At 62.6% G+C, this 18,411-nt stretch carries 19 protein-coding genes; 14 read left to right on the top strand and 5 right to left on the bottom strand.

Annotated features, from left to right (window positions below; translation table 11 throughout):
• Positions 1 to 2: 2 nt before the first annotated feature.
• Positions 3 to 1,052 carry a diacylglycerol/lipid kinase family protein gene (locus tag O148_RS0105050; RefSeq protein WP_035744981.1) on the bottom strand — a complete coding sequence of 350 codons (1,050 nt, stop codon included), beginning with the start codon at positions 1,050 to 1,052 and terminating at the stop codon, positions 3 to 5.
• 54 nt (positions 1,053 to 1,106) lie between these two features.
• Here O148_RS0105050 and serS point away from each other — a divergent pair, with 54 nt between their 5' ends.
• Together serS and O148_RS14965 are read left to right on the top strand one after the other, a co-directional pair.
• Positions 1,107 to 2,396 carry a serine--tRNA ligase gene (gene serS, locus O148_RS0105045; RefSeq protein ID WP_026530038.1) on the top strand — a complete coding sequence of 430 codons (1,290 nt, stop codon included), beginning with the start codon at positions 1,107 to 1,109 and terminating at the stop codon, positions 2,394 to 2,396.
• A 67-nt stretch (positions 2,397 to 2,463) separates the two neighbouring features.
• Positions 2,464 to 3,342, top strand: coding sequence for an HAD family hydrolase (locus O148_RS14965; protein WP_051619861.1), 879 nt, complete (start codon positions 2,464 to 2,466; stop codon positions 3,340 to 3,342).
• A 333-nt stretch (positions 3,343 to 3,675) separates the two neighbouring features.
• Here O148_RS14965 and O148_RS0105035 read toward each other — a convergent pair whose 3' ends face one another.
• Both O148_RS0105035 and O148_RS0105030 read right to left on the bottom strand, forming a co-directional pair.
• On the bottom strand, positions 3,676 to 4,320 hold the full coding sequence (locus O148_RS0105035) for a hypothetical protein (protein WP_051619860.1): 645 nt from the start codon (positions 4,318 to 4,320) through the stop codon (positions 3,676 to 3,678).
• 19 nt (positions 4,321 to 4,339) lie between these two features.
• The gene (locus O148_RS0105030; RefSeq protein ID WP_026530036.1) at positions 4,340 to 4,825 is read right to left on the bottom strand and encodes an inorganic diphosphatase; all 486 of its coding nucleotides are present in this window, start codon (positions 4,823 to 4,825) and stop codon (positions 4,340 to 4,342) included.
• Positions 4,826 to 4,982: 157 nt separating this feature from the next.
• Between O148_RS0105030 and dacB the strand changes: the two genes are divergently transcribed.
• The gene (gene dacB, locus O148_RS0105025; RefSeq protein WP_084157088.1) at positions 4,983 to 6,434 is read left to right on the top strand and encodes a D-alanyl-D-alanine carboxypeptidase/D-alanyl-D-alanine endopeptidase; all 1,452 of its coding nucleotides are present in this window, start codon (positions 4,983 to 4,985) and stop codon (positions 6,432 to 6,434) included.
• Positions 6,435 to 6,465: 31 nt separating this feature from the next.
• Here dacB and O148_RS14960 read toward each other — a convergent pair whose 3' ends face one another.
• Positions 6,466 to 7,344: a M23 family metallopeptidase gene (locus tag O148_RS14960; RefSeq protein ID WP_051619858.1), complete on the bottom strand. Its 879-nt coding sequence runs from the start codon at positions 7,342 to 7,344 to the stop codon at positions 6,466 to 6,468.
• Complete coding sequence (locus O148_RS0105015) at positions 7,341 to 7,853, bottom strand: winged helix-turn-helix domain-containing protein (protein WP_035745058.1); 513 nt, start codon at positions 7,851 to 7,853, stop codon at positions 7,341 to 7,343. The genes O148_RS14960 and O148_RS0105015 overlap by 4 nt, the downstream gene beginning before the upstream one ends.
• 180 nt (positions 7,854 to 8,033) lie before the next feature.
• Here O148_RS0105015 and O148_RS0105010 point away from each other — a divergent pair, with 180 nt between their 5' ends.
• The 11 genes from O148_RS0105010 to O148_RS14940 all read left to right on the top strand — a co-directional run bounded on the left by O148_RS0105010 (position 8,034) and on the right by O148_RS14940 (position 18,411).
• Positions 8,034 to 9,152, top strand: coding sequence for a zinc-dependent metalloprotease (locus tag O148_RS0105010; protein WP_026530033.1), 1,119 nt, complete (start codon positions 8,034 to 8,036; stop codon positions 9,150 to 9,152).
• Positions 9,149 to 10,225, top strand: a complete 1,077-nt coding sequence (gene tilS, locus O148_RS0105005) for a tRNA lysidine(34) synthetase TilS (protein WP_075204285.1) — start codon at positions 9,149 to 9,151, stop codon at positions 10,223 to 10,225. The genes O148_RS0105010 and tilS overlap by 4 nt, the downstream gene beginning before the upstream one ends.
• Positions 10,226 to 10,252: 27 nt before the next feature.
• Entirely contained in the window at positions 10,253 to 10,804 is a 552-nt protein-coding gene (gene hpt / locus O148_RS0105000) for a hypoxanthine phosphoribosyltransferase (protein WP_026530031.1), read from the top strand.
• Between the two features lie 196 nt (positions 10,805 to 11,000).
• Entirely contained in the window at positions 11,001 to 13,094 is a 2,094-nt protein-coding gene (gene ftsH / locus O148_RS14955) for an ATP-dependent zinc metalloprotease FtsH (RefSeq protein WP_035744976.1), read from the top strand.
• Between the two features lie 41 nt (positions 13,095 to 13,135).
• The gene (folE, locus tag O148_RS14950) at positions 13,136 to 13,693 is read left to right on the top strand and encodes a GTP cyclohydrolase I FolE (protein WP_084157100.1); all 558 of its coding nucleotides are present in this window, start codon (positions 13,136 to 13,138) and stop codon (positions 13,691 to 13,693) included.
• Positions 13,694 to 13,735: 42 nt separating this feature from the next.
• Positions 13,736 to 14,662 carry a dihydropteroate synthase gene (folP, locus tag O148_RS14945; RefSeq protein ID WP_051619857.1) on the top strand — a complete coding sequence of 309 codons (927 nt, stop codon included), beginning with the start codon at positions 13,736 to 13,738 and terminating at the stop codon, positions 14,660 to 14,662.
• Positions 14,659 to 15,084 (top strand): dihydroneopterin aldolase, encoded by a 426-nt coding sequence (folB, locus tag O148_RS0104980; protein WP_338035372.1) that lies wholly within the window; start codon positions 14,659 to 14,661, stop codon positions 15,082 to 15,084. Before folP ends, folB begins: the two co-directional genes overlap by 4 nt.
• 173 nt (positions 15,085 to 15,257) lie before the next feature.
• Positions 15,258 to 15,749, top strand: coding sequence for a 2-amino-4-hydroxy-6-hydroxymethyldihydropteridine diphosphokinase (folK, locus tag O148_RS0104975; RefSeq protein WP_026530029.1), 492 nt, complete (start codon positions 15,258 to 15,260; stop codon positions 15,747 to 15,749).
• Entirely contained in the window at positions 15,742 to 16,227 is a 486-nt protein-coding gene (locus tag O148_RS0104970; RefSeq protein WP_026530028.1) for a DUF3180 domain-containing protein, read from the top strand. Before folK ends, O148_RS0104970 begins: the two co-directional genes overlap by 8 nt.
• Positions 16,211 to 16,831, top strand: a complete 621-nt coding sequence (locus O148_RS0104965) for a PH domain-containing protein (protein WP_240470796.1) — start codon at positions 16,211 to 16,213, stop codon at positions 16,829 to 16,831. Before O148_RS0104970 ends, O148_RS0104965 begins: the two co-directional genes overlap by 17 nt.
• Positions 16,828 to 18,411: a PH domain-containing protein gene (locus tag O148_RS14940; protein ID WP_051619856.1), complete on the top strand. Its 1,584-nt coding sequence runs from the start codon at positions 16,828 to 16,830 to the stop codon at positions 18,409 to 18,411. The genes O148_RS0104965 and O148_RS14940 overlap by 4 nt, the downstream gene beginning before the upstream one ends.

Here is an 18,411-nt window from a genome sequence, read left to right as displayed (position 1 = left end):
CGTTAGTTACTGCGTACCACCAGGGAATGCGGCTTGACCTTGACGTCAACCCGCATTGCCGGGCCGGTCACGTCGCCGTCCATCTGGGTCTCCGTGGGTTCGGTCACGGAGACACTCGCCTGTGTCGCCTTGTAGAAGTCCAAAACGCCAATCGCGCCCTGATGCCGCAACAACGTTTTGGCAAAAATGCCGGCCCAGCCGATCAGCGACCGTGGACTCATCACGACAATATCCAAGACGCCGTCATCGATACGGGCACCCTGGATAAAGTCGATCCCGCCTGGAAGCGTGCCGAGGTTGGCAAACAAAATAGAGCGCACCCTTCGGCTCTGAGTGGGCGAACCATTCAAGCTAATATGCATACGCTGCCTTGGCCCGGGCATGAGCCGGAAACCCGCCTCGGAGTAGGCGAGCCACCCCACGCGTTGTTTGAGACGGTCGCGTGTCCCTGCAATGACCTCGGCATCCAAACCGATACCGCCCATCACCAGAAACTGTTCTTGCCGGGTTTCACCTTCGGGGGTGTAAAGCGTCGCCAGACCCATGTCGACTGCGTGCTCGCTCCCCGTGAGCGCAAGCTCAATGGCCTCTTCGGCGCTGTTGAGCGGAATACCTAGATGCCGTGCAAACAGGTTTCCGGTTCCCATGGGCACAAGTCCCAAAGCCACATTGGACTCCATCAGACCGAGCGCAACTGACCGGACGGTTCCGTCGCCTCCGCCAGCAATTACCACATCGGCGCCAGCATCCACGGCCTCCCGGGCTTGAGAAGCGCCGGTTTCCTCGACCGTCGTTTCCAGAACGATGGGTTTGGGCCAGTTGCGGCCAGCGCAGGCCTCTTCCAGCGCTGTCACCGCGTCGGCTGCACCTTCTTTGCTGGGGTTCACCACAAAAGCCACCTGCTGTACCCCCACGAAGGCGGGCCGGGAAGCTTGAGGAGGGCTCGCCGTCGTACTTAAAGAGCGCAAGCTCCGCACGCCCCAGGCGCTGAAGGCAACCGCGCCCGCGCCAAGCAAACCAAGTACACCGAAAAGAACCGATTTCCCTTTCATCTCTCCCAGCGTAACCCGCCACGGACCGAACTGCGCGAACGGTATTCTATTGGGGTGATTGATGTCAGCGATTTGCGCGCAAACCCGGAAAAGTACAAGGCCTCGCTCAGGGCCCGTCAATTGGATGACGGTGTGGTGGAGCAGATTATCTCTTCCGATGCGACGCGCCGCGAAGCGATCACCACCTTTGAGAATTTGCGGGCCGAGCAAAATGCGTTCGGTAAGAAGGTCGCGCAGGCGAAGGGCGAAGAAAAGCAAGCACTTCTCGCCGAGGTGAAGCAGTTGGCCGCAAACGTGAAAGCCGCATCGGCGGCCGCCGACGAGGCGCAAGCGCTGCAAGATGAGCTGGTGCGCGCCATGCCCAATCTCATCGAGGACGGGGTGCCCGCAGGCGGCGAGGAAGACTTTGAGCTCGTCAAAACGGTGGGTACGCCGCGCGACTTCGAAGCGGAAGGCTTTACCCCGCGCGACCACCTGGAAATCGGTGAACTCATCGGGGCCATCGACATGGAACGCGGCGCCAAGGTGTCCGGTGCGCGCTTTTACTTCCTCAAGGGAGTCGGCGCGATGCTGGAGCTCGCGATTTTGCGCATGGCGATGGATCAGGCGCTCGCCGCCGGGTTCACTCCGATGATCACCCCAACGTTGGTGCGCCCGGAGACCATGGCCGGCACCGGGTTCGACGTCAAGCACGACGCCGAAATTTACCAGCTTCCCGAGGACGATCTCTATCTGGTCGGCACCTCGGAGGTGCCACTTGCCGGATACCACGCGAGCGAGATTCTGGATCTGCAGGACGGTCCCTTGCGGTACGCCGGATGGTCCTCGTGCTATCGGCGCGAGGCCGGATCGCACGGCAAGGACACGCGCGGAATCATCCGCGTCCACCAATTCAACAAGGTGGAAATGTTTGTGTACACCACGGTGGAAGAGGCCGATGCCGAGCATCAGCGGCTGCTCGCGTGGGAAGAGGAAATGCTGGCCAAGATCGAGGTGCCCTACCGCGTGATCGATACCGCGGCCGGGGACTTGGGCACATCGGCCGCGCGGAAATTCGACTGCGAAGCCTGGGTGCCGACCCAGGAGACGTTCCGCGAGCTGACCTCCACCTCAAACTGCACAACCTACCAGGCGCGGCGGCTCAATATTCGCGAACGCACCGTCACCGAGGACGGCGGCAAGGGCCCCACTCGCGCGGTCGCGACGCTCAACGGCACATTGGGCACCACCCGCTGGATCGTGGCAATCCTAGAGAACCATCAAAATCCGGATGGCTCGGTCAATGTTCCTGCTGCGCTGCAACCGTATATGGGTGGAATGACCGTCCTACCGGTGCAAAATTAGCCAGCTGTTCACCTCATAGGGAGCCCGGCCATATCCAAATGTCGGTGCCAAGTGGTGAAATGGAGTCATGACTATCACAACTGAAAACTCAGTAACTGGCATCGATGACCAGTTGAACGTAGAAAAGAATCAACCGCTGCTCGTCGCCCTAGACGTCGATGGCACCCTAGTAAATCACCGCGGCGAAATGTCGGAAGCGGTTCGAACCGCAGCCCAGAGTGCCGCCGCGGCGGGGAATCACCTCGTGATCGCGACCGGGCGCTCCCTTGGCGCTACCTTGCCTGTGGCCCAAGAGCTCGGCATAGAACGCGGCTACTGCGTGAGCAGCAATGGCGGCGTGACGGTTCGCCTTGACCCGGATCTGCCCAACGGTTTCGAAGTGGTGGACAAGGCCACCTTTGACCCAGCCCCGGCTCTCCTGGCGGTGCGCAAAGCGCTCCCTGGTGCGCTCTTTGCGCTGGAAACCGAGGACGGCGAGTTTCTCTCGATGAACGCCTTCCAGGACGCAAGCTTTGGCGTCAAGGCTCGCGAAGTCAGTTTCGAAGACATGTTGCACGCGCAAGCGGTGCGCGTGGTGGTGTTCTCCACCGACACCAGCGCCGAAGAATTCGGTGAGGCCGTGAGCGCTATCGGTTTACACGGGGTGACCTACTCGGTCGGCTGGACCGCTTGGCTCGACATTGCCGCACAGGGCGTCACCAAGGCGACCGCACTCGAGGGCGTTCGCGACCGCCTTGACATTGCCGAAGACGCCACACTCGCCATCGGCGATGGCCGCAATGACGTGGAAATGCTGGAATGGGCCGGTTGCGGAGTGGCGATGGGTCAAGCACCCGATGAGGTCAAGGACGTTGCGAATCGGGTCACCGACACGGTAGAGAACGACGGCGCAGCCCGGGTTCTCGAGCAACTCGCCCCGGTGCAACGCACCTCACAGGGCGCCTAACAGCGCGCCTACTAACGCGCCCAGCGCGGACCCTCGGTGGGGGCCCAGATGTGCCTCGATTCGACATTTGTTCACAATGTGGCCGGGAGGTTTGTCCTCTGGGGCGTCGAGCTCTATATTGTGCATACGTGTTAACGGGGTGTACTTAGTGCCCTCATTAACCATCTGGGGACAAGGCTTCCTCAGGCTCAAACACGCGGATGAAACGTGATTTTCACTGTGTGAAACGTGCGGCGAGCACTACGGCTACTTGCTAGATGGGGGATAGTGCTAGCCGCACGTTATGGGCGCCCGTTGCTCCGATGTTTCGGCGCGGTTTTGGACAGATTGTCGTCACCCGTCAGAATCCACGAGCGCGAGCAATCGTGCCGCTGCAGGACGCGCCTCCCACTCTTCTGCCCACTGCGATCGGGTAAGCGCCTTGGAAACCGCCTGCTTAGTCGCGCCCAGTTCTTGCGCCGCCATTTCTTGTTGCCCGCGCACGCCCGGCACTAACAAGTCGATGACGCGCCATTCTGCTTCACTGCGCTCGCGGACAATCTGCCCTAATAACCGCATGAGAGCCTGCGCCTCGCCGGCAACGTCTTTGCGCGGACCGGCCACGGCCAAGGGAACCCGGGTTCCGGAACGACGGGCCGCATTCACCGCTCGGCGCGCAAAAACCAGGGCATACCCTTCGGCGTCGGCGACCGTCTCGGGCAACGGAGAGTAGAGCGAACCCACCCCGATTCCGATGTTCCAATTCCCGGATCGGATCGCGAGAAGCGCGGCATCCACCGCCGCCTGCGCATCGGTGAGCACTCCGGTGGTCTCATCGCCGACCGTACGCGAAAAAGGAATACGCGCGGGCACCGGCTCTAGGCGCCGAATCAAGTCGTCAACGCGGTCGCCGGTTGTGGCCGTGTCGCGCTGATTAATGGTGAGCACAAAAAGCGTCGGAACCGCTGACGGTCCCGACGCTTCTTGAGTTGATGTCATGTGGCGAAGCCGGTCTGAATTAGTGGCCCTCGGCCTTGAAGCGCTCGATGGACTCGGCGACAAAGCGCTCGGCTTCCTCGCGACCGGCCCAATCGGCAGCCTCTACCCACTTGCCCGGTTCCAGGTCTTTGTACTTCGTGAAGAAGTGCTTGATCTCATCCAGAAGGAACGGAGAAAGGTCTTCAAGTTCCTTAATGTCGTCAAAGCGCGGGTCGGCGGGTACACACAGTACCTTGGCGTCGGGGCCGCCGTCATCGGTCATGTTGAACACGGCAACCGGGCGCGCTTCCACGGTCACACCGGGAACAAGGTCATAATCGAGCAACACCATGGCATCCAGCGGGTCGCCGTCTTCGCCAAGAGTGTTGTCGAAGAATCCGTAGTGCGTGGGGTACTGCATCGAGGTGAACAGCACGCGATCCAAGCGAAGCCGCCCGGTTTCGTGATCGATCTCGTACTTCACGCGGGATCCACGTGGAATTTCAATGACTACGTCAAGCTCCATGGACGCTTGCTACCTCTCAACTGATCAACTGACGATTCAACGCTCTGACGGCTTGCTACCGCCGAGCCTTGGCGAATGTTCTCTATGCTTAGGGTAGCGTGCCACGAGGCCGAACACAGAACGTCACCCACGCCGTCACGATAGAAGCGAAGCACTGATGAGCCCCCAACAGCCCACGCCTCCAACTAAAGCAGCGGGCAAGCGCGGGCTGTGGTGGCTGTGGCTTGCCGTAGCTGCCATACTCGTGCTCCCGGTCAGTCTTTACCTCGGGCCGCCCGTTCTCGCCTGGGTCACCCCGGAACCGCCCAAGCCCGCCGCCCCCATTCCCGGCTATCAGAAGGCGCCGCAAACCCCCGGCAGCCTGGACGCGGTTACAAGCCTTCCCTCTGGAGCACCACAACCGGACCCAGCGGTATTGACCAAGGAATTGGACGCGGCACTGAACATTCCGGGAAGCGGGCGAGCACGCGCCGTCGTACTCAATGCGGAGGATGGCAGCGAACTGTACAACCGCGATGGAGGCGAGCCCAGCGTTCCCGCCTCCAACATGAAGGTGCTCACGGCGCTGAGCGTCATGAACTCGATGGATCCGTTCACGCGGTTGAGCACTCGCGTTGTGCAAGGTCAGAACAAGAATTCGCTGGTTCTGGTGGCCGGCGGCGACACGATGCTGAGCGCTGGCAAATCGGACGACTCTGCCGTGCTGGGGCGGGCCGGTCTCGCCACCCTCGCCGAACGGACGGTCAAGGCGCTCGCAGCCGCCGGGGTCAAGGGCGAGGTCACGGTCTCGCTCGACGATTCGCTCTTCCAGGGCGAAACGGTGAGTCCGGCGTGGCATCCCGCGGACGTTGCGGCGGGGGAGGCCACCGGTGTGTATCCGATCGCCGTCGATTCGGCATGGGGCCAGGACAACCGACGGGAGCGGCCCAAGGACGCGGCGCTCTCGGCCGCGCAAGCGTTCCGGGCTGCGCTCAACAAGGCGGGCGCGGATGCGGGGCTGAGCGCTGGAGGCGACGTGAAGCGTGCGAAAGCGCCCGCCGAGGGAGTCGAGGAGGTGGCGCGGGTGGAATCGGCGACCATAGCCGAACAGGTGAAATACATGTTGGAGGAATCCGACAATGTCCTGGCCGAGGTGCTCGGCCGGCTGGCGGCCCGCGAGCAAGGCAATGTGGCGTCCTTTGCCGGGGCGAGTCAGGCCGTCCGGTCAACGCTCAAGGAGCTGAAAATCGAGACCAAGGGCGTGGAAATCGCGGATGTATCCGGGCTTGCGCTCGCAGATCGAGTGCCGACCGCTGTGCTGGCTCAAGCGATGCAAGTGATCGCGACCTCGGATGATCCCGCGCTTCGGACAATCCTGCCGGGCCTTCCGGTGAGCGGGGAGACCGGGACCATGGCCAATCGCGGACTCGGGACCGCGACCGTGGGGCGCGTGCACGCGAAGTCCGGGACACTGAATGCGACATCCGCGGTGACCGGGTACGTGGTGACCGCTGATTCACGCGTGCTGGTGTTCTCGATGATTTTCAATGGCTTGGACGGCAATCTTGCCGACGGGCAGGCCGCGCTGGACAAGGCCATGAGCGTGCTGGCCGGATGCGGGTGCCGCTAGGCCGCGCCCGGGGCGTGCCGCGCGGATGCCGCTAGCATGGTTCCGCCCAAAAAACCTGCCCATTTGCCGGAATTCCAGGCGTGATCTCGGTGCTGACCTTCTCGGCGGGCCAGTGATTGTCGTGCTGGCCTGGCACAATTTCCACCCCGTCCCACCGGAAATCCAGTCCGGCAGCGGCGGTGGGCATCGCCCGGTCCATCAGTTGAAAGTGCAGGTGTGGCTCGGAAGAATTCCCCGAGTTCCCAACCTGCCCGATCTGTTGACCCGCACGCACGCGATCGCCCGGCCGTACCGCCACGCTGCCCCGCTTCAAGTGCGCGTACGCCGAAAACGTCCCGTCACCGTGATCGATCACGACGTGATTCCCACCCACGGCCGCAAATCCGCCCAGCACCCGAAACTGCTCCACCAGCATCAGGTAGAGCAGTGCCGGAATGGAGCTGCGCGAGCGGTGATCGCGTTGCGAGCCGGCCGCGCGCACCACAGCCCCGTCCCGGACCGCAAATACCGGCTCACCGAATGAGGCGAATCCTTCCGGCGCTCGGAATCCATCGCGCCACCCAAATTTCACGGGTTCCCCGTTGGTGTTGGCGCGCAAAATATCGATCGCGTGCGACTGCCCATACAGCCGTGTCCCATGGCTCGGTATCTGGGTTCCGGGTGAATTGAGTGCGGCCCACTCCCCGCGTACCGGCACGGCAACCGATTGCGGCGGGTCGGTGCGCAGCGCCGGAGTGACGCTGGCGACCACGATAATCGCCAACTCCACGGCTATGAATACCCACCATGGAATACCCAGCACAATAGCGATGCCAGCCCACGCAATGAGCGCCCAATAAAGCGCAGTTTTGAATCGAGCGATCGTGCGCACGAGCCCGTTGTGCGGTGCCGTAGAAAGTTGAGCGCTCATCGTTGGCCTCCCAAGATCGTGGTCAGTAGCGGAACGAGCCGTCCGGGCGGCACGGCGAAGCCCTTGTTGCCGGTTGCCACGAGCCACCCGGTGGCCGTCAGCTCCTTTAGATGGTGGTAGATCTGCCCGCTGGAATTCGCGGTTAACACCTCGCCGAGCTCTTTCGCGGTCGCGGCCCGTCCCGTGATGACGGCCCGAAGGATCTCCAGCCGAACGGGCGCGCCGAGCGCGGCGAAAACCCCGGCTCGCTCGCCCCAATCCTGGGCGAGCAGGTCATCAAGGTTTGCCTCGAGTTGCCACTGCGCGGCCTGTCCGTTCGGTGCGGCCACGTCGCCGACGATCATGACCGACCCGTTGCTCTCCGGGCGGCCATTGCGCCTGGCCAACTCCAGCAACGCCCAAAAGGTGTCCTCGGTGCTGGGCGGCAGCCCGGTGTTGGCCGGGGCGGACGAGGACTCCAGCGCGGAGACGCGCGCTTCCAGTGCCGTTAAGCGATCATCAACTGCCATGACCATACCGTATCAAAGTTCCGGAATTACGGAATCTCCGAAAAGGGTTTGAGGTACGACGGCGTGTGCCCGGCTTTTTCGCGCGCCTCGCCTTGCGCCGGCGTGCTTGGGTGCTGTGCGACGGTTATGCCGCTAGCGTCATTTAACCTCGCTGTCAGTGCCGTGTGGTTCGATGTTCTTATGAGCTCAGCACAGCCAGAACTTCGCATTAATTGGCAGCTTGCCGCCTCCACCGCGACCAAACTCGCCCCCGCCGGGCCCAAACTGGATGCGGCCGAGATTCGCGCGGCGGTGGCAAATATTCGCGCTCATGCCGAGCGGTCAGTCGACCTGGTACACGAGCTGACCAAGCTGGACGCGGCCAAAGACCTGCGGGACTCGGACCTCCTGGTGGTGGATCGCGCGGGTTGGGCCAAGGCAAACAGCCAAGCCTTTGACGTGGTGTTAGCCCCCGCGCTTGAGGCGCTCAATGACAAGGCGCGGCAGAGCGCCGAGGGGGTGTCGCAGACGGCATCCAGGGTCGGCACGAACATTGCCGGAGCGCAGATCGGGGCCATACTCGCGCTGCTTTCGACCAAGGTTTTGGGTCAATACGAGCCCTTCGCCGATCGCGCCGGTATGAACGGGCGCCTGCTCTTGGTGGCGCCCAATATTGTGGAGATCGAGCGCGAACTCAAGGTGAATCCGGATGACTTCCGGCTCTGGGTCTGCCTGCACGAGCAAACGCATCGCGTCCAATTTGCGGCAGCACCCTGGCTCAAGGCCCACATGATCGAGAACATTTCGGTTCTGAGCCGCGGGCTCGCCGAAAACGCCTCGACCTTTGCCCAACGCCTGTCCTCCGGCGCCAAACAGGCCAAGAGCGCGCTCGAGGCCGCAACCGGAAGGGACGAGGCGCCCAGCGAATCCGGCGGTGCACTCAATCTCTTTGCGAGCGAAGAAGACAAGGCGCGCATTTCTCATTTGACCGCGGTGATGTCGCTTCTGGAGGGTCACGCGACCGTCATTATGGATTCGGTCGATGCGAGCGTCATTCCTACCGTGAAGACGATTCGCCAGCGCTTTAATGATCGCGGCCGCTCCCGCTCCAGCGTGGAGAAGTTCATTCGCAAGCTGCTTGGTCTGGATGCCAAAGCCCAACAGTATGTCGCCGGGGCCAAGTTTGTTCGCGGCGTCGTCGAGGCAAGCAGTCTGGAAAGCTTCAACCGGATTTGGGAGCGCCCGGAAAATCTGCCCACCGAGACAGAAATTGCCGAGCCAAAGCTGTGGTTAGAGAGAATGGATCAGGCGTCGCGGTGAAGCGTCGGCTCGACCCGACTGTCGCGACGGCGCGCAACGAGTTGCGGGCCGCGCTCGCACCGTGGTTAGAAAGCGGAGACACTCCGCTGGTGTTGATCGCCTGTAGCGGCGGCGCGGACTCATTGGCGCTTGCCGGGGTCGCCGAGTACTTCAATCGAGTGCGCTCCGATGGCACGCGCGCGCTTCGGGTCGGCGCCGTGGTGGTGGATCACGGCCTGCAACCGGAAACTCGCGAGGTTTCCGTGCGTACCGCGCAGGCGATAGGAGAACTTGGCCTGGACCCGGTGATCGTCAAGGGCGTCACGGTCGAATCCGGGCACGGACTTGGCCCCGAGGCCAGCGCCCGCGCCGCCCGCTACGCGGCATTTGCCGAGGCGCGCGCTGAAACCGGCGCGGAACTCGTGTTGTTGGGGCATACTCTCAATGACCAAGCGGAACAGGTTCTCTTGGGGCTCGCTCGCGGCTCGGGTACCCGATCGCTCTCCGGGATGCCGGTCGCCAACACGGTAGCAACCGAGTCTGGACAGCGCGTCAATTTGCTGCGCCCGTTCATCAACCTCACTCGCGGTGATACCGAACACATCGCCGGTGTCTTGGGGTTTGAACCGTGGCAAGACCCGGACAACTCTAACCCGCGGTTCGCGCGCTCGCGGGTACGCACCGAGGTGCTCCCCTACCTCGAAGCGCAATTGGGTCCGGGGGTTGCTAAAGCGTTGCACCGCAGCGCCGCGATACTCGCGGCAGATGCCGACTTCATTGATCAGCACGTTGACCGGGAATTCGCCAGAATTGCCCGAGAATCCGAGGAAGGATTACTGCTGGCCGAACGCGACTTGCGGGAGGCGCCTAAGGCAATCCGTGCGCGGTTGCTGGCACGCGCCGTCGTACATTGTGGTGGGGAACAACCCACGCAAGAGCGGATTTCGGCGGCCGAAACTCTACTGGCGCGCACCGGGTCCGCAGGGCCCGTGCAGATGTCCGGGAAGGTGAGTGTGTGGCGCCAGGTGCGTGGCAAAACGGGCCGCGAATATGGCAATCTTGTGTTTAAAGAAACCGCGCCGCCGGGCGGGTAAAAATTTAGCGCACTCCAGGAGATTTGGGTGGATTCAAGCGACGTCCAAGCGGACCTCAAGCACGTTCTGTACAGCAAGGAAGACATCGAGCAACGGGTTCGCGAGCTCGCCGCTGAAATTGACCGGGACTACGAGGGTCGCGATGTGCTGTTGGTGGGCGTGCTCAAGGGCGCCGTCATGATTATGGCGGACCTGGCGCGGGCGTTGCACTCACACGTGACGATGGACTGGATGGCCGTCTCCTCTTACGGTTCGGGGACGCAATCCTCCGGCGTGGTGCGGATTTTGAAGGACCTAGAAACCGACCTGATGGGCAAGCACGTGCTCATTGTCGAGGACATTATCGATTCCGGGCTGACCCTCTCCTGGCTGAAGTCCAACCTGGAATCGCGCGGGACCGCGAGCATCGAGATCTGCACTCTGCTGCGCAAGCCCGAGGCCGCGAAGGTGCCGATTGACGTCAAGTACGTCGGCTTTGATATCCCGAACGAGTTTGTGGTCGGGTACGGGCTGGATTTTGCCGAGAAGTACCGCAATCTGGACTTCGTCGGGACGCTTGCGCCGCACGTCTACGAGTAGGAGCTGCCGCCAGCTGCCGACAGCTGCCTTCTTGGCGAAGGAAGTGGCGGGTTAAGGGCGCGGGCAGTTAAGCCTTGGGAACAAAACGGTTCTCAAATACGTGATTACCAAGGAATAATGACAAGCTGGAAACCTGCTTGTCATGTTGTAGAAGTTTGTGCCGTGGAAGGGACTGGGCGACGCCTGCCCATTTTTGATGAACGCGAAGAAGATTTTCAAGGGTCCACTGATCTGGATCCTGTTGGCGGTTGTGGTGCTGCTTGCCGTGTTCCCGCTGTTTACCCAGCAGGGCTCGGCCAAGGTCGACACGAGCGTGGGCATGAGCCTGCTCGAAGACAACAAGGTCAAAGAAGCCCGCATTAACGATGGCGAAAGCCGCGTGGACCTGAACCTTAAAGAGGCCTACGAGGACAAGGGCACCAGCGTCTACTTCCTGTACTCGGGCGCGCGCGCCGAGGACGCGGTGGACGCCATCAACCAGGCAAACCTCGAGTCCTATGACGATCGGCCCATCGAAAACAACTGGCTGATCTCCATGCTGGGCTTCCTGTTGCCCCTGGTTATCTTCTTGCTGATCTTCTGGTTTATTTTCTCCCGCATGCAAGGCGGGGGCTCCAAGGTCATGCAGTTTGGCAAGTCCAAGGCCAAGATGTTCAACAAGGACATGCCCCAGGTCACCTTCCAGGACGTTGCTGGCGCGGACGAGGCCGTCGAAGAAATTCAGGAGATCAAGGAGTTCCTCGCCGAACCCGAAAAGTTCCAGGCCGTCGGCGCGAGAATCCCCAAGGGCGTGCTCCTCTACGGCCCTCCCGGCACCGGTAAAACACTCCTCGCCCGCGCCGTCGCGGGAGAGGCCGGGGTGCCCTTCTATTCGATTTCCGGTTCCGACTTCGTCGAAATGTTTGTCGGCGTCGGCGCCTCGCGTGTCCGCGACCTCTTCGAGCAGGCCAAGCAAAACCCGGCCGCCATCGTCTTCATCGACGAAATCGACGCCGTTGGACGGCACCGCGGCGCCGGTATCGGCGGCGGCAATGACGAACGCGAGCAGACCCTGAACCAGTTGCTCGTGGAAATGGACGGCTTCGACGTCAAAACCAACGTCATCCTGATTGCCGCCACCAACCGCCCCGACGTGCTGGACCCGGCGCTTTTGCGCCCCGGGCGTTTCGACCGTCAAATTGCGGTGGAAGCACCGGACTTAAAGGGCCGCCAGCAAATCCTGGAAGTGCACGCCAAGGGCAAGCCGATGGCACCCGGCGTGGATTTGAACTCGGTCGCGAAACGGTCGCCGGGCTTCACCGGTGCGGATCTCGCCAACGTCCTCAACGAAGCCGCGCTCCTGACCGCCCGCTCCAACGCGCAACTCATCGACGACCGCGCCCTCGACGAAGCGATCGACCGGGTCATTGCCGGTCCGCAAAAGCGCAGCCGAATAATGAGCGAGCACGAACGCAAGATCACCGCCTATCACGAGGGCGGTCACGCTCTCGTCGCCGCGGCGTTGCGCAACTCGGATCCGGTCACCAAGGTCACCATCCTGCCGCGCGGCCGCGCCCTCGGCTACACCATGGTGCTCCCCACCGATGACAAATACTCGGTTACCCGCAACGAGCTCCTGGATCAACTCGCCTATGCGATGGGCGGCCGTGTCGCCGAAGAAATCGTCTTCCACGATCCGTCCACCGGCGCCTCCAACGACATCGAAAAGGCGACCGCCACCGCCCGCAAAATGGTCACCCAGTACGGCATGAGCGAGCGCATCGGCTCGGTCAAGCTCGGCCAGGGCTCCGGCGAACCGTTCCTCGGCCGTGACATGGCCAGCGAGCGAGACTACTCGGACCAGGTCGCGTACGTCGTCGATGAAGAGGTGCGCCGTCTCATCGACACCGCGCATGACGAGGCCTACCAAATCCTCACCGACAATCGCGACGTCCTGGATCGCCTGGCCTATGAGCTCCTCGAGCGCGAGACCCTCAACGAAGCCGAAATCGCCGAAATCTTCGCGGACGTGAAGAAGCGGGACTTCCGCCTAGTTTGGCTCTCCAAGGAATCCCGCCCGGTTCACGATGTCCCGCCGGTCAAATCCAGCAAGGAAAAGGCCGCGGAAGAAAAGAAGAACGACGGCGATACTGAAGAAGGCGCGGATTCCTCCTTTGAGGCCGCGGTCACCGATGTGGAAGGGGTGCTGAGCCCAGACGCGACCCCGCCAAGCAACCCCATTACCGACGTGGGCGGTGACGGTCCGAACGATCTGCCGGAGACCGGCCCCGGTGCGGGAGAACCACGGTGAGTGACGCCGAAAAGGCGAGGGGCGTCGTCGAACATCAGGACATGGACCTGGAGCGCATCGAGAAGGCGGTCCGGGAAATCCTGATCGCCGTCGGCGAGGACCCCGACCGCGACGGGCTGAAGGATACGCCGGCGCGGGTGGCGCGCTCCTACGCCGAGGTGTTTTCCGGGATTGGCCAGGATCCGGCGGATATTTTGTCCACGACCTTTGATATTCAGCACGATGAAATGGTGCTGGTCAAGGACATCCCGTTCTACTCGATGTGCGAGCATCACCTGGTGCCGTTTCACGGGAGCGCGCATATTGGCTACATTCCCTCGGTTGATGGGAAGGTCACGGGGCTGAGCAAGCTGGCGCGGCTGGTGGATCTGTTCGCGCGGCGCCCCCAGGTGCAGGAGCGGCTGACCTCGCAGATTGTCGATGCGTTGATGGAGCACCTGAATCCGCGCGGCGCCATTTGCGTTATCGAATGCGAACACCTGTGCATGTCGATGCGCGGAGTTCGCAAACCCGGGGCGAAAACGGTAACGTCAGCGGTGCGCGGGCAATTGCGCGACAGCGCGACTCGTGCCGAGGCGATGAGCCTCATCTTGGGCTAACGACGCCCCTACTTTTGGCCCATCTGACGCGAAGGCTCACTCATGGATTCACTCGCCGCAGCCCCCGGAACCGGACCGGCAACCTCTCCCTTGCCCACCGTGCGCCGGGTGCGGAGCCCCAAAACTTTTGCCGAGCTGCCGACCGACCGGACCCTGGTGATGGGAGTATTGAACGTCACCCCGGACTCCTTTAGCGACGGTGGGAAATACAAGAACGTCGACGATGCGATCGCGCACGGTTTGAAGATGCACTACGCGGGCGCCGACATTATCGACGTGGGCGGCGAGTCGACTCGGCCCGGAGCCGAGCGGGTGCCGGAGGACGAGGAGCAGCGCCGGGTGCTGCCGGTGGTGCAAGCGCTCGTGAAGGCCGGCGTTCTGGTCAGCGTTGACACCGTGAATGCCTCGACGGCGAGGGCCGCGATTGAGGCTGGAGCGAAGATCATCAATGATGTCTCCGGACTGAATTTTGATGCCGAAATGCCTTCGGTCATTGCGCAGAATGACGTGTGGTATGTGCTCATGCACCGTCGCGGTGACGCGCAAACAATGGACTCGCAGGCCCAGTACGGCAACCTGATTTCTGAGGTCGTTGCCGAGATGAACTCGGTCAAGGAGCGTTTTGTGTCAGCCGGTGTGGACGCCGGAAAGATCATTGCCGATCCGGGGCTCGGCTTCGCTAAGACCGCCGAGGACAACTGGCAGCTGATCGCCGAAATTGCGCGGCTGTATGAAGTGAGCGACCGGATTCTTGTGGGGACGAGCCGGAAGCGTTTCCTCGGGGCGCTACTGTCCCGCGGGGGCAAAGAGGTGCCGCCGCAGGAGCGGGACGCCGCCACGATCGCGACCACCGCGCACTTAAGCACCGCCGGTGTGTGGGGTGTTAGGGTCCACGACGTGCCGGGAAACCTGGCCGCTGTGCTGACGATGCAAACCATTAACAAGGCGCGGACGGAGAGCGGGCTGTGAGCCTGGACGCCGGACCCGTAGCCGGGGGTGCCGGGGATGTGGCGGCGGGCGGCGGCGTCGACGGGCTTGACCAAGTCACGGTGACGGGTGTGACGGCGGTGGGATTTCACGGCGTGTTGGACAATGAGCGGCGCGAGGGGCAGCCGTTTATTGCCGATGTGACACTGTTTTTGGATACGCGGGCGGCGGCTGCTGGCGATGATCTGACCAAAACCGCCAACTACGCAGAAGTCGCCGAACTCATTCGCGAAGAGATCGCGACCGAACCGGTCAATCTCATTGAAACTCTCGCCGAGCGCACCGCGGCGCGGATCCTGGCCGAGTTCGAGGTTGCCGCGATTCGACTCACCATCCACAAACCGAAAGCGCCGATCCCGGTGCCGTTCAATGACGTGACGGTGTCCATTTTTAGGACGGCCTGAGTTCTGGACGCGGTGCCGGGGTCGAGTTCGGCGCTGATCTAGACCCATAACTGTTATGGGTCTACTTGAGGCGTGGAGTGGACCCGCATTGCAGCTCGGACGCGGACGGCATGCCGGCGTCGGGGCACCTAGACTGGAACTACAGGGCAAGTGGCGTGCGGAGAGGAGTTCGGGTGCAGGACGCACAGACGGCAGTTCTGGCTTTGGGGAGCAATCTCGGCGACTCTGCCAGCGAACTCGACGGTGCGCTAGAAGACTTGGAAGCCGAGGGGACTGTGCGCATTTTGAAAAGGTCCCCGCGCATCCGGTCCAAAGCGGTCGGCGGACCGGAGCAACCCGATTACCTCAACCAGGTCATTGAGGTCGCCACGGTCCTCTCCAGCGGCGAACTCCTTGCGCACACCCAAAGCGTCGAAAACCGGCACCACCGCACCCGCGAGGTCCGCTGGGGGCCGCGCACCTTGGACATCGACATCATCACCTACGCTGAAGAGCGCAGCGACGACCCCGCCTTGACCCTCCCGCACCCGCGCGCCGCCGAACGCGCCTTTGTCTTGCAACCGTGGGCTTGGATGGATCCCGAGGCGACACTGGATGGTGAAAAAGTGGCCGAGCTCGCCGCCCGCGCCGAAGACGCAGACGGGCTGGTGCGCGTCGATGAGTAAACTTCGCGCACGTTGGCTCGCGCTGACCGCCGCCGTCACGGCCATTCTGTCCTGGCTGGTCAACCTTTGGGGCACCCGCCAAGGCTGGCCCACGCTTGTCCTACCCTACGAATCCATCATCACGCTGGTTGCAGTGGGCGGTTTCACGCTCTACATGGGTTGGCGAGTGAAGCGATTGCGGGACGGGAAGGATACGAAACTTTCGCCGCTGGTAGCCGTGCGCATCTTGGTCCTCGGTCAAGCGCTGGCCTACACCGGAGCCCTCATTGTGGGGTGGCATGCCGGGCTCATGGTGGATCAACTCGCCACCTGGAGCGAGCGCGCGAATCACGGCAACACCTGGAATGCGTTGGCGCTCATCGGCACCGGGCTCGCTCTCGTGGCTGTCGGCTACATCGTGGAAAACTTTTGCAAAATCCCGCCGCAAGACACCGATGGGGCAGAACGGGGAACGGAAGACCATGGAGAATACGCCTGAGATGAGTGCGCCGCGCCCGCCACAGCCCACGCCGAACCAGCCCGTGCCGCAGCCTGCGCCGAACCAGCCCGTGCCGAACCGGCCCGCGCAAGGCACACCCGGCGCCGCGCCCGGCCCGGATATTGCCTGGCAGCCCGTCTCGCCGAAGTACCTCCAAGTGCGCTACATCGGTTGGGCTATCGGCTCACTCGTGTGGGCTGTGATCGGCTTCGCCCCCTTGGTATTGCGCGCGGCCGGACCGTGGCGCGGCTTCCCACTCTGGCTTGGCATCATCCTCGCGGTCTTTGCGGCGCTCATGATCTTGATTCCGCTCTTCCTCATCCCGCGCCAAGTCAAGGCCATAGGTTACGCCGAACGCAACGAGGATCTCCTCGTCAAGAGCGGAGTGATTTTTGAGCGCATGGTCGTGGTGCCCTATGGCCGCATGCAGTTTGTCGACGTGCAGGTCGGCCCCATTTTGCGCGCTTTCGGCCTGGCAACGGTGAAGCTGCACACCGCGTCCTCTGCGACGAACGCGAACATTCCGGGCCTTCCCGCCGCCGAGGCCGAACGCTTGCGCGAACAGCTCTCCGCCCGCGGCGAAGCGCTCTTGGCGGGCATATGAGCGCACCGGCACGCCCAGAGAATACCGAAAGGAATCTCGCCGACGGCGCCTGGCACCGCGTCCACCTCGTATCTCCGCTGGTGCGCGGGTGGTTTGTGTTCGTCATCCTGGTCGTGGCGGTCGGCCGGCCGATCCTCGAGCGCGGTGCGGCGGGCATGTTCGGCGCCCCGGGTGCGCGCGGCGGTCGCGGCGATGTCCTGGTTCCGCTGCTGATCATGGGCGGCGGCGCGATCGTGATCGTGGTGTACTTTCTCATCGCCTGGCGCGTCACGCTCTACCAGGTCACCGGCGAGCACGTACGCACCAAAAGCGGCGTCATTTTCAAGCAAAATCGGCAGGCGCGTCTGGACAAGGTGCAGGCCGTGGACATTTCCCAGCCGCTCCTGGCCCGGCTCTTCGGCCTGGCCGAATTGAAGTTTGAGGTTGCGGATGCGGGCGAATCCGCGGTCCGCTTGGCCTACCTTGGCGTGGACGACGCCCGGCAATTGCGCGCCACCATCCTTGGCCGCGCATCCGGTATCGAGATGAACGACGGCGATACTCGCCAAATCCCGGAAGCCCCCGAGATTCCGGTCCTCCAGGTGCCCCCCAAGCGGACTCTGATCGCGTCCTTGCTCAATTCCAGCGTGCTGCTCATTGTGGTCGGTGTGCTGGTGTTTGCGGTTCTTATCTTCGCGCAAGTGGTGCCTGTGTGGACGCTATTTTCCTTCATCATTGCGCTGGTCGGCATGGTTGCGGCCGCGTGGGGCGCGTTTGCCAGTTCCTATAACTTCAGCGTCGCAAAGAGCCCGGACGGGCTTCGGCTCCGAGCGGGCCTTCTCGATACGCGCGCACAGACCGTACCGCCCGGGCGAATTCAAGCGGTCAAGATTACCCAGCCATTTCTATGGCGGTTCGTCGAGCGCAAGAACGGCGGCCTCTACCAGATGAGCATGAATGTCGCAGGTTATGGTGCGGGTAGCTCCTCCTCGGGGGAGGGCGCTAAGACGGTTCGCACGGTTCTGCTTCCGGTAGGAAGCTGGGATCAGGTGTTGCAGATCATGAATCTGGTGATTCAAGATCCGGGCTCTAACCTTGGGCCAGGCGGTGCAGATACGCTATTGCGCAACGGCATTCACGGGCTGGCCCCGAAAGACGGTTCTCCGTCCACCGATGGTTACACCACCTCGCCGCGCCGAGTACGTTTCATTTCGCCGCTGGGGTGGCGGCGCAACGGATTTGCCAGCACGGATCGTCTGCTGGTCACCCGTCGTGGCAGGGCTTTGCGCAATGTCGATATCGTCCCGCACCAGAAGGTGCAATCGGTGACCACTCATCGCGGACCGCTATCGCGAAAGTTCGATGTCCTGACCTTGCGTGTGCAAACCACCGACGGCCCGGTCTCTCCCGCGGTCATTCAGGCCGATCTTGCCGTGGGCGAGCGGCTCTTCATTGACGAAATCGATGCCGCCACCGCGTCCCGGCGCCGTGTGGAACCGGCCGCCTGGATGCGCGAGCTGCAACAAGTAGCACGTGCACAACGCGAAGACGCGGCGGCAACTGCGGCAACTGCGGACAATAAGGACACGAGCGTTGAGTGA

The organism is Haematomicrobium sanguinis DSM 21259, assembly GCF_000688395.1.
Taxonomy (GTDB): domain Bacteria; phylum Actinomycetota; class Actinomycetes; order Actinomycetales; family Micrococcaceae; genus Haematomicrobium; species Haematomicrobium sanguinis.
Note: the sequence above shows the minus strand (reverse complement) of the source record. Positions and strands in the feature narration are given on the sequence as shown.

Coding starts and splice junctions, on each gene's coding strand:
- O148_RS0105050 (WP_035744981.1), bottom strand. CDS start 1,052: ATGAAAGGGAAATCGGTTCTTTTCGGTGTACTTGGTTTGCTTGGCGCG.
- O148_RS14965 (WP_051619861.1), top strand. CDS start 2,464: ATGACTATCACAACTGAAAACTCAGTAACTGGCATCGATGACCAGTTG.
- O148_RS0105035 (WP_051619860.1), bottom strand. CDS start 4,320: ATGACATCAACTCAAGAAGCGTCGGGACCGTCAGCGGTTCCGACGCTT.
- O148_RS0105030 (WP_026530036.1), bottom strand. CDS start 4,825: ATGGAGCTTGACGTAGTCATTGAAATTCCACGTGGATCCCGCGTGAAG.
- dacB (WP_084157088.1), top strand. CDS start 4,983: ATGAGCCCCCAACAGCCCACGCCTCCAACTAAAGCAGCGGGCAAGCGC.
- O148_RS14960 (WP_051619858.1), bottom strand. CDS start 7,344: ATGAGCGCTCAACTTTCTACGGCACCGCACAACGGGCTCGTGCGCACG.
- O148_RS0105015 (WP_035745058.1), bottom strand. CDS start 7,853: ATGGCAGTTGATGATCGCTTAACGGCACTGGAAGCGCGCGTCTCCGCG.
- O148_RS0105010 (WP_026530033.1), top strand. CDS start 8,034: ATGAGCTCAGCACAGCCAGAACTTCGCATTAATTGGCAGCTTGCCGCC.
- ftsH (WP_035744976.1), top strand. CDS start 11,001: ATGAACGCGAAGAAGATTTTCAAGGGTCCACTGATCTGGATCCTGTTG.
- folE (WP_084157100.1), top strand. CDS start 13,136: ATGGACCTGGAGCGCATCGAGAAGGCGGTCCGGGAAATCCTGATCGCC.
- folP (WP_051619857.1), top strand. CDS start 13,736: ATGGATTCACTCGCCGCAGCCCCCGGAACCGGACCGGCAACCTCTCCC.
- O148_RS0104970 (WP_026530028.1), top strand. CDS start 15,742: ATGAGTAAACTTCGCGCACGTTGGCTCGCGCTGACCGCCGCCGTCACG.
- O148_RS0104965 (WP_240470796.1), top strand. CDS start 16,211: ATGGAGAATACGCCTGAGATGAGTGCGCCGCGCCCGCCACAGCCCACG.
- O148_RS14940 (WP_051619856.1), top strand. CDS start 16,828: ATGAGCGCACCGGCACGCCCAGAGAATACCGAAAGGAATCTCGCCGAC.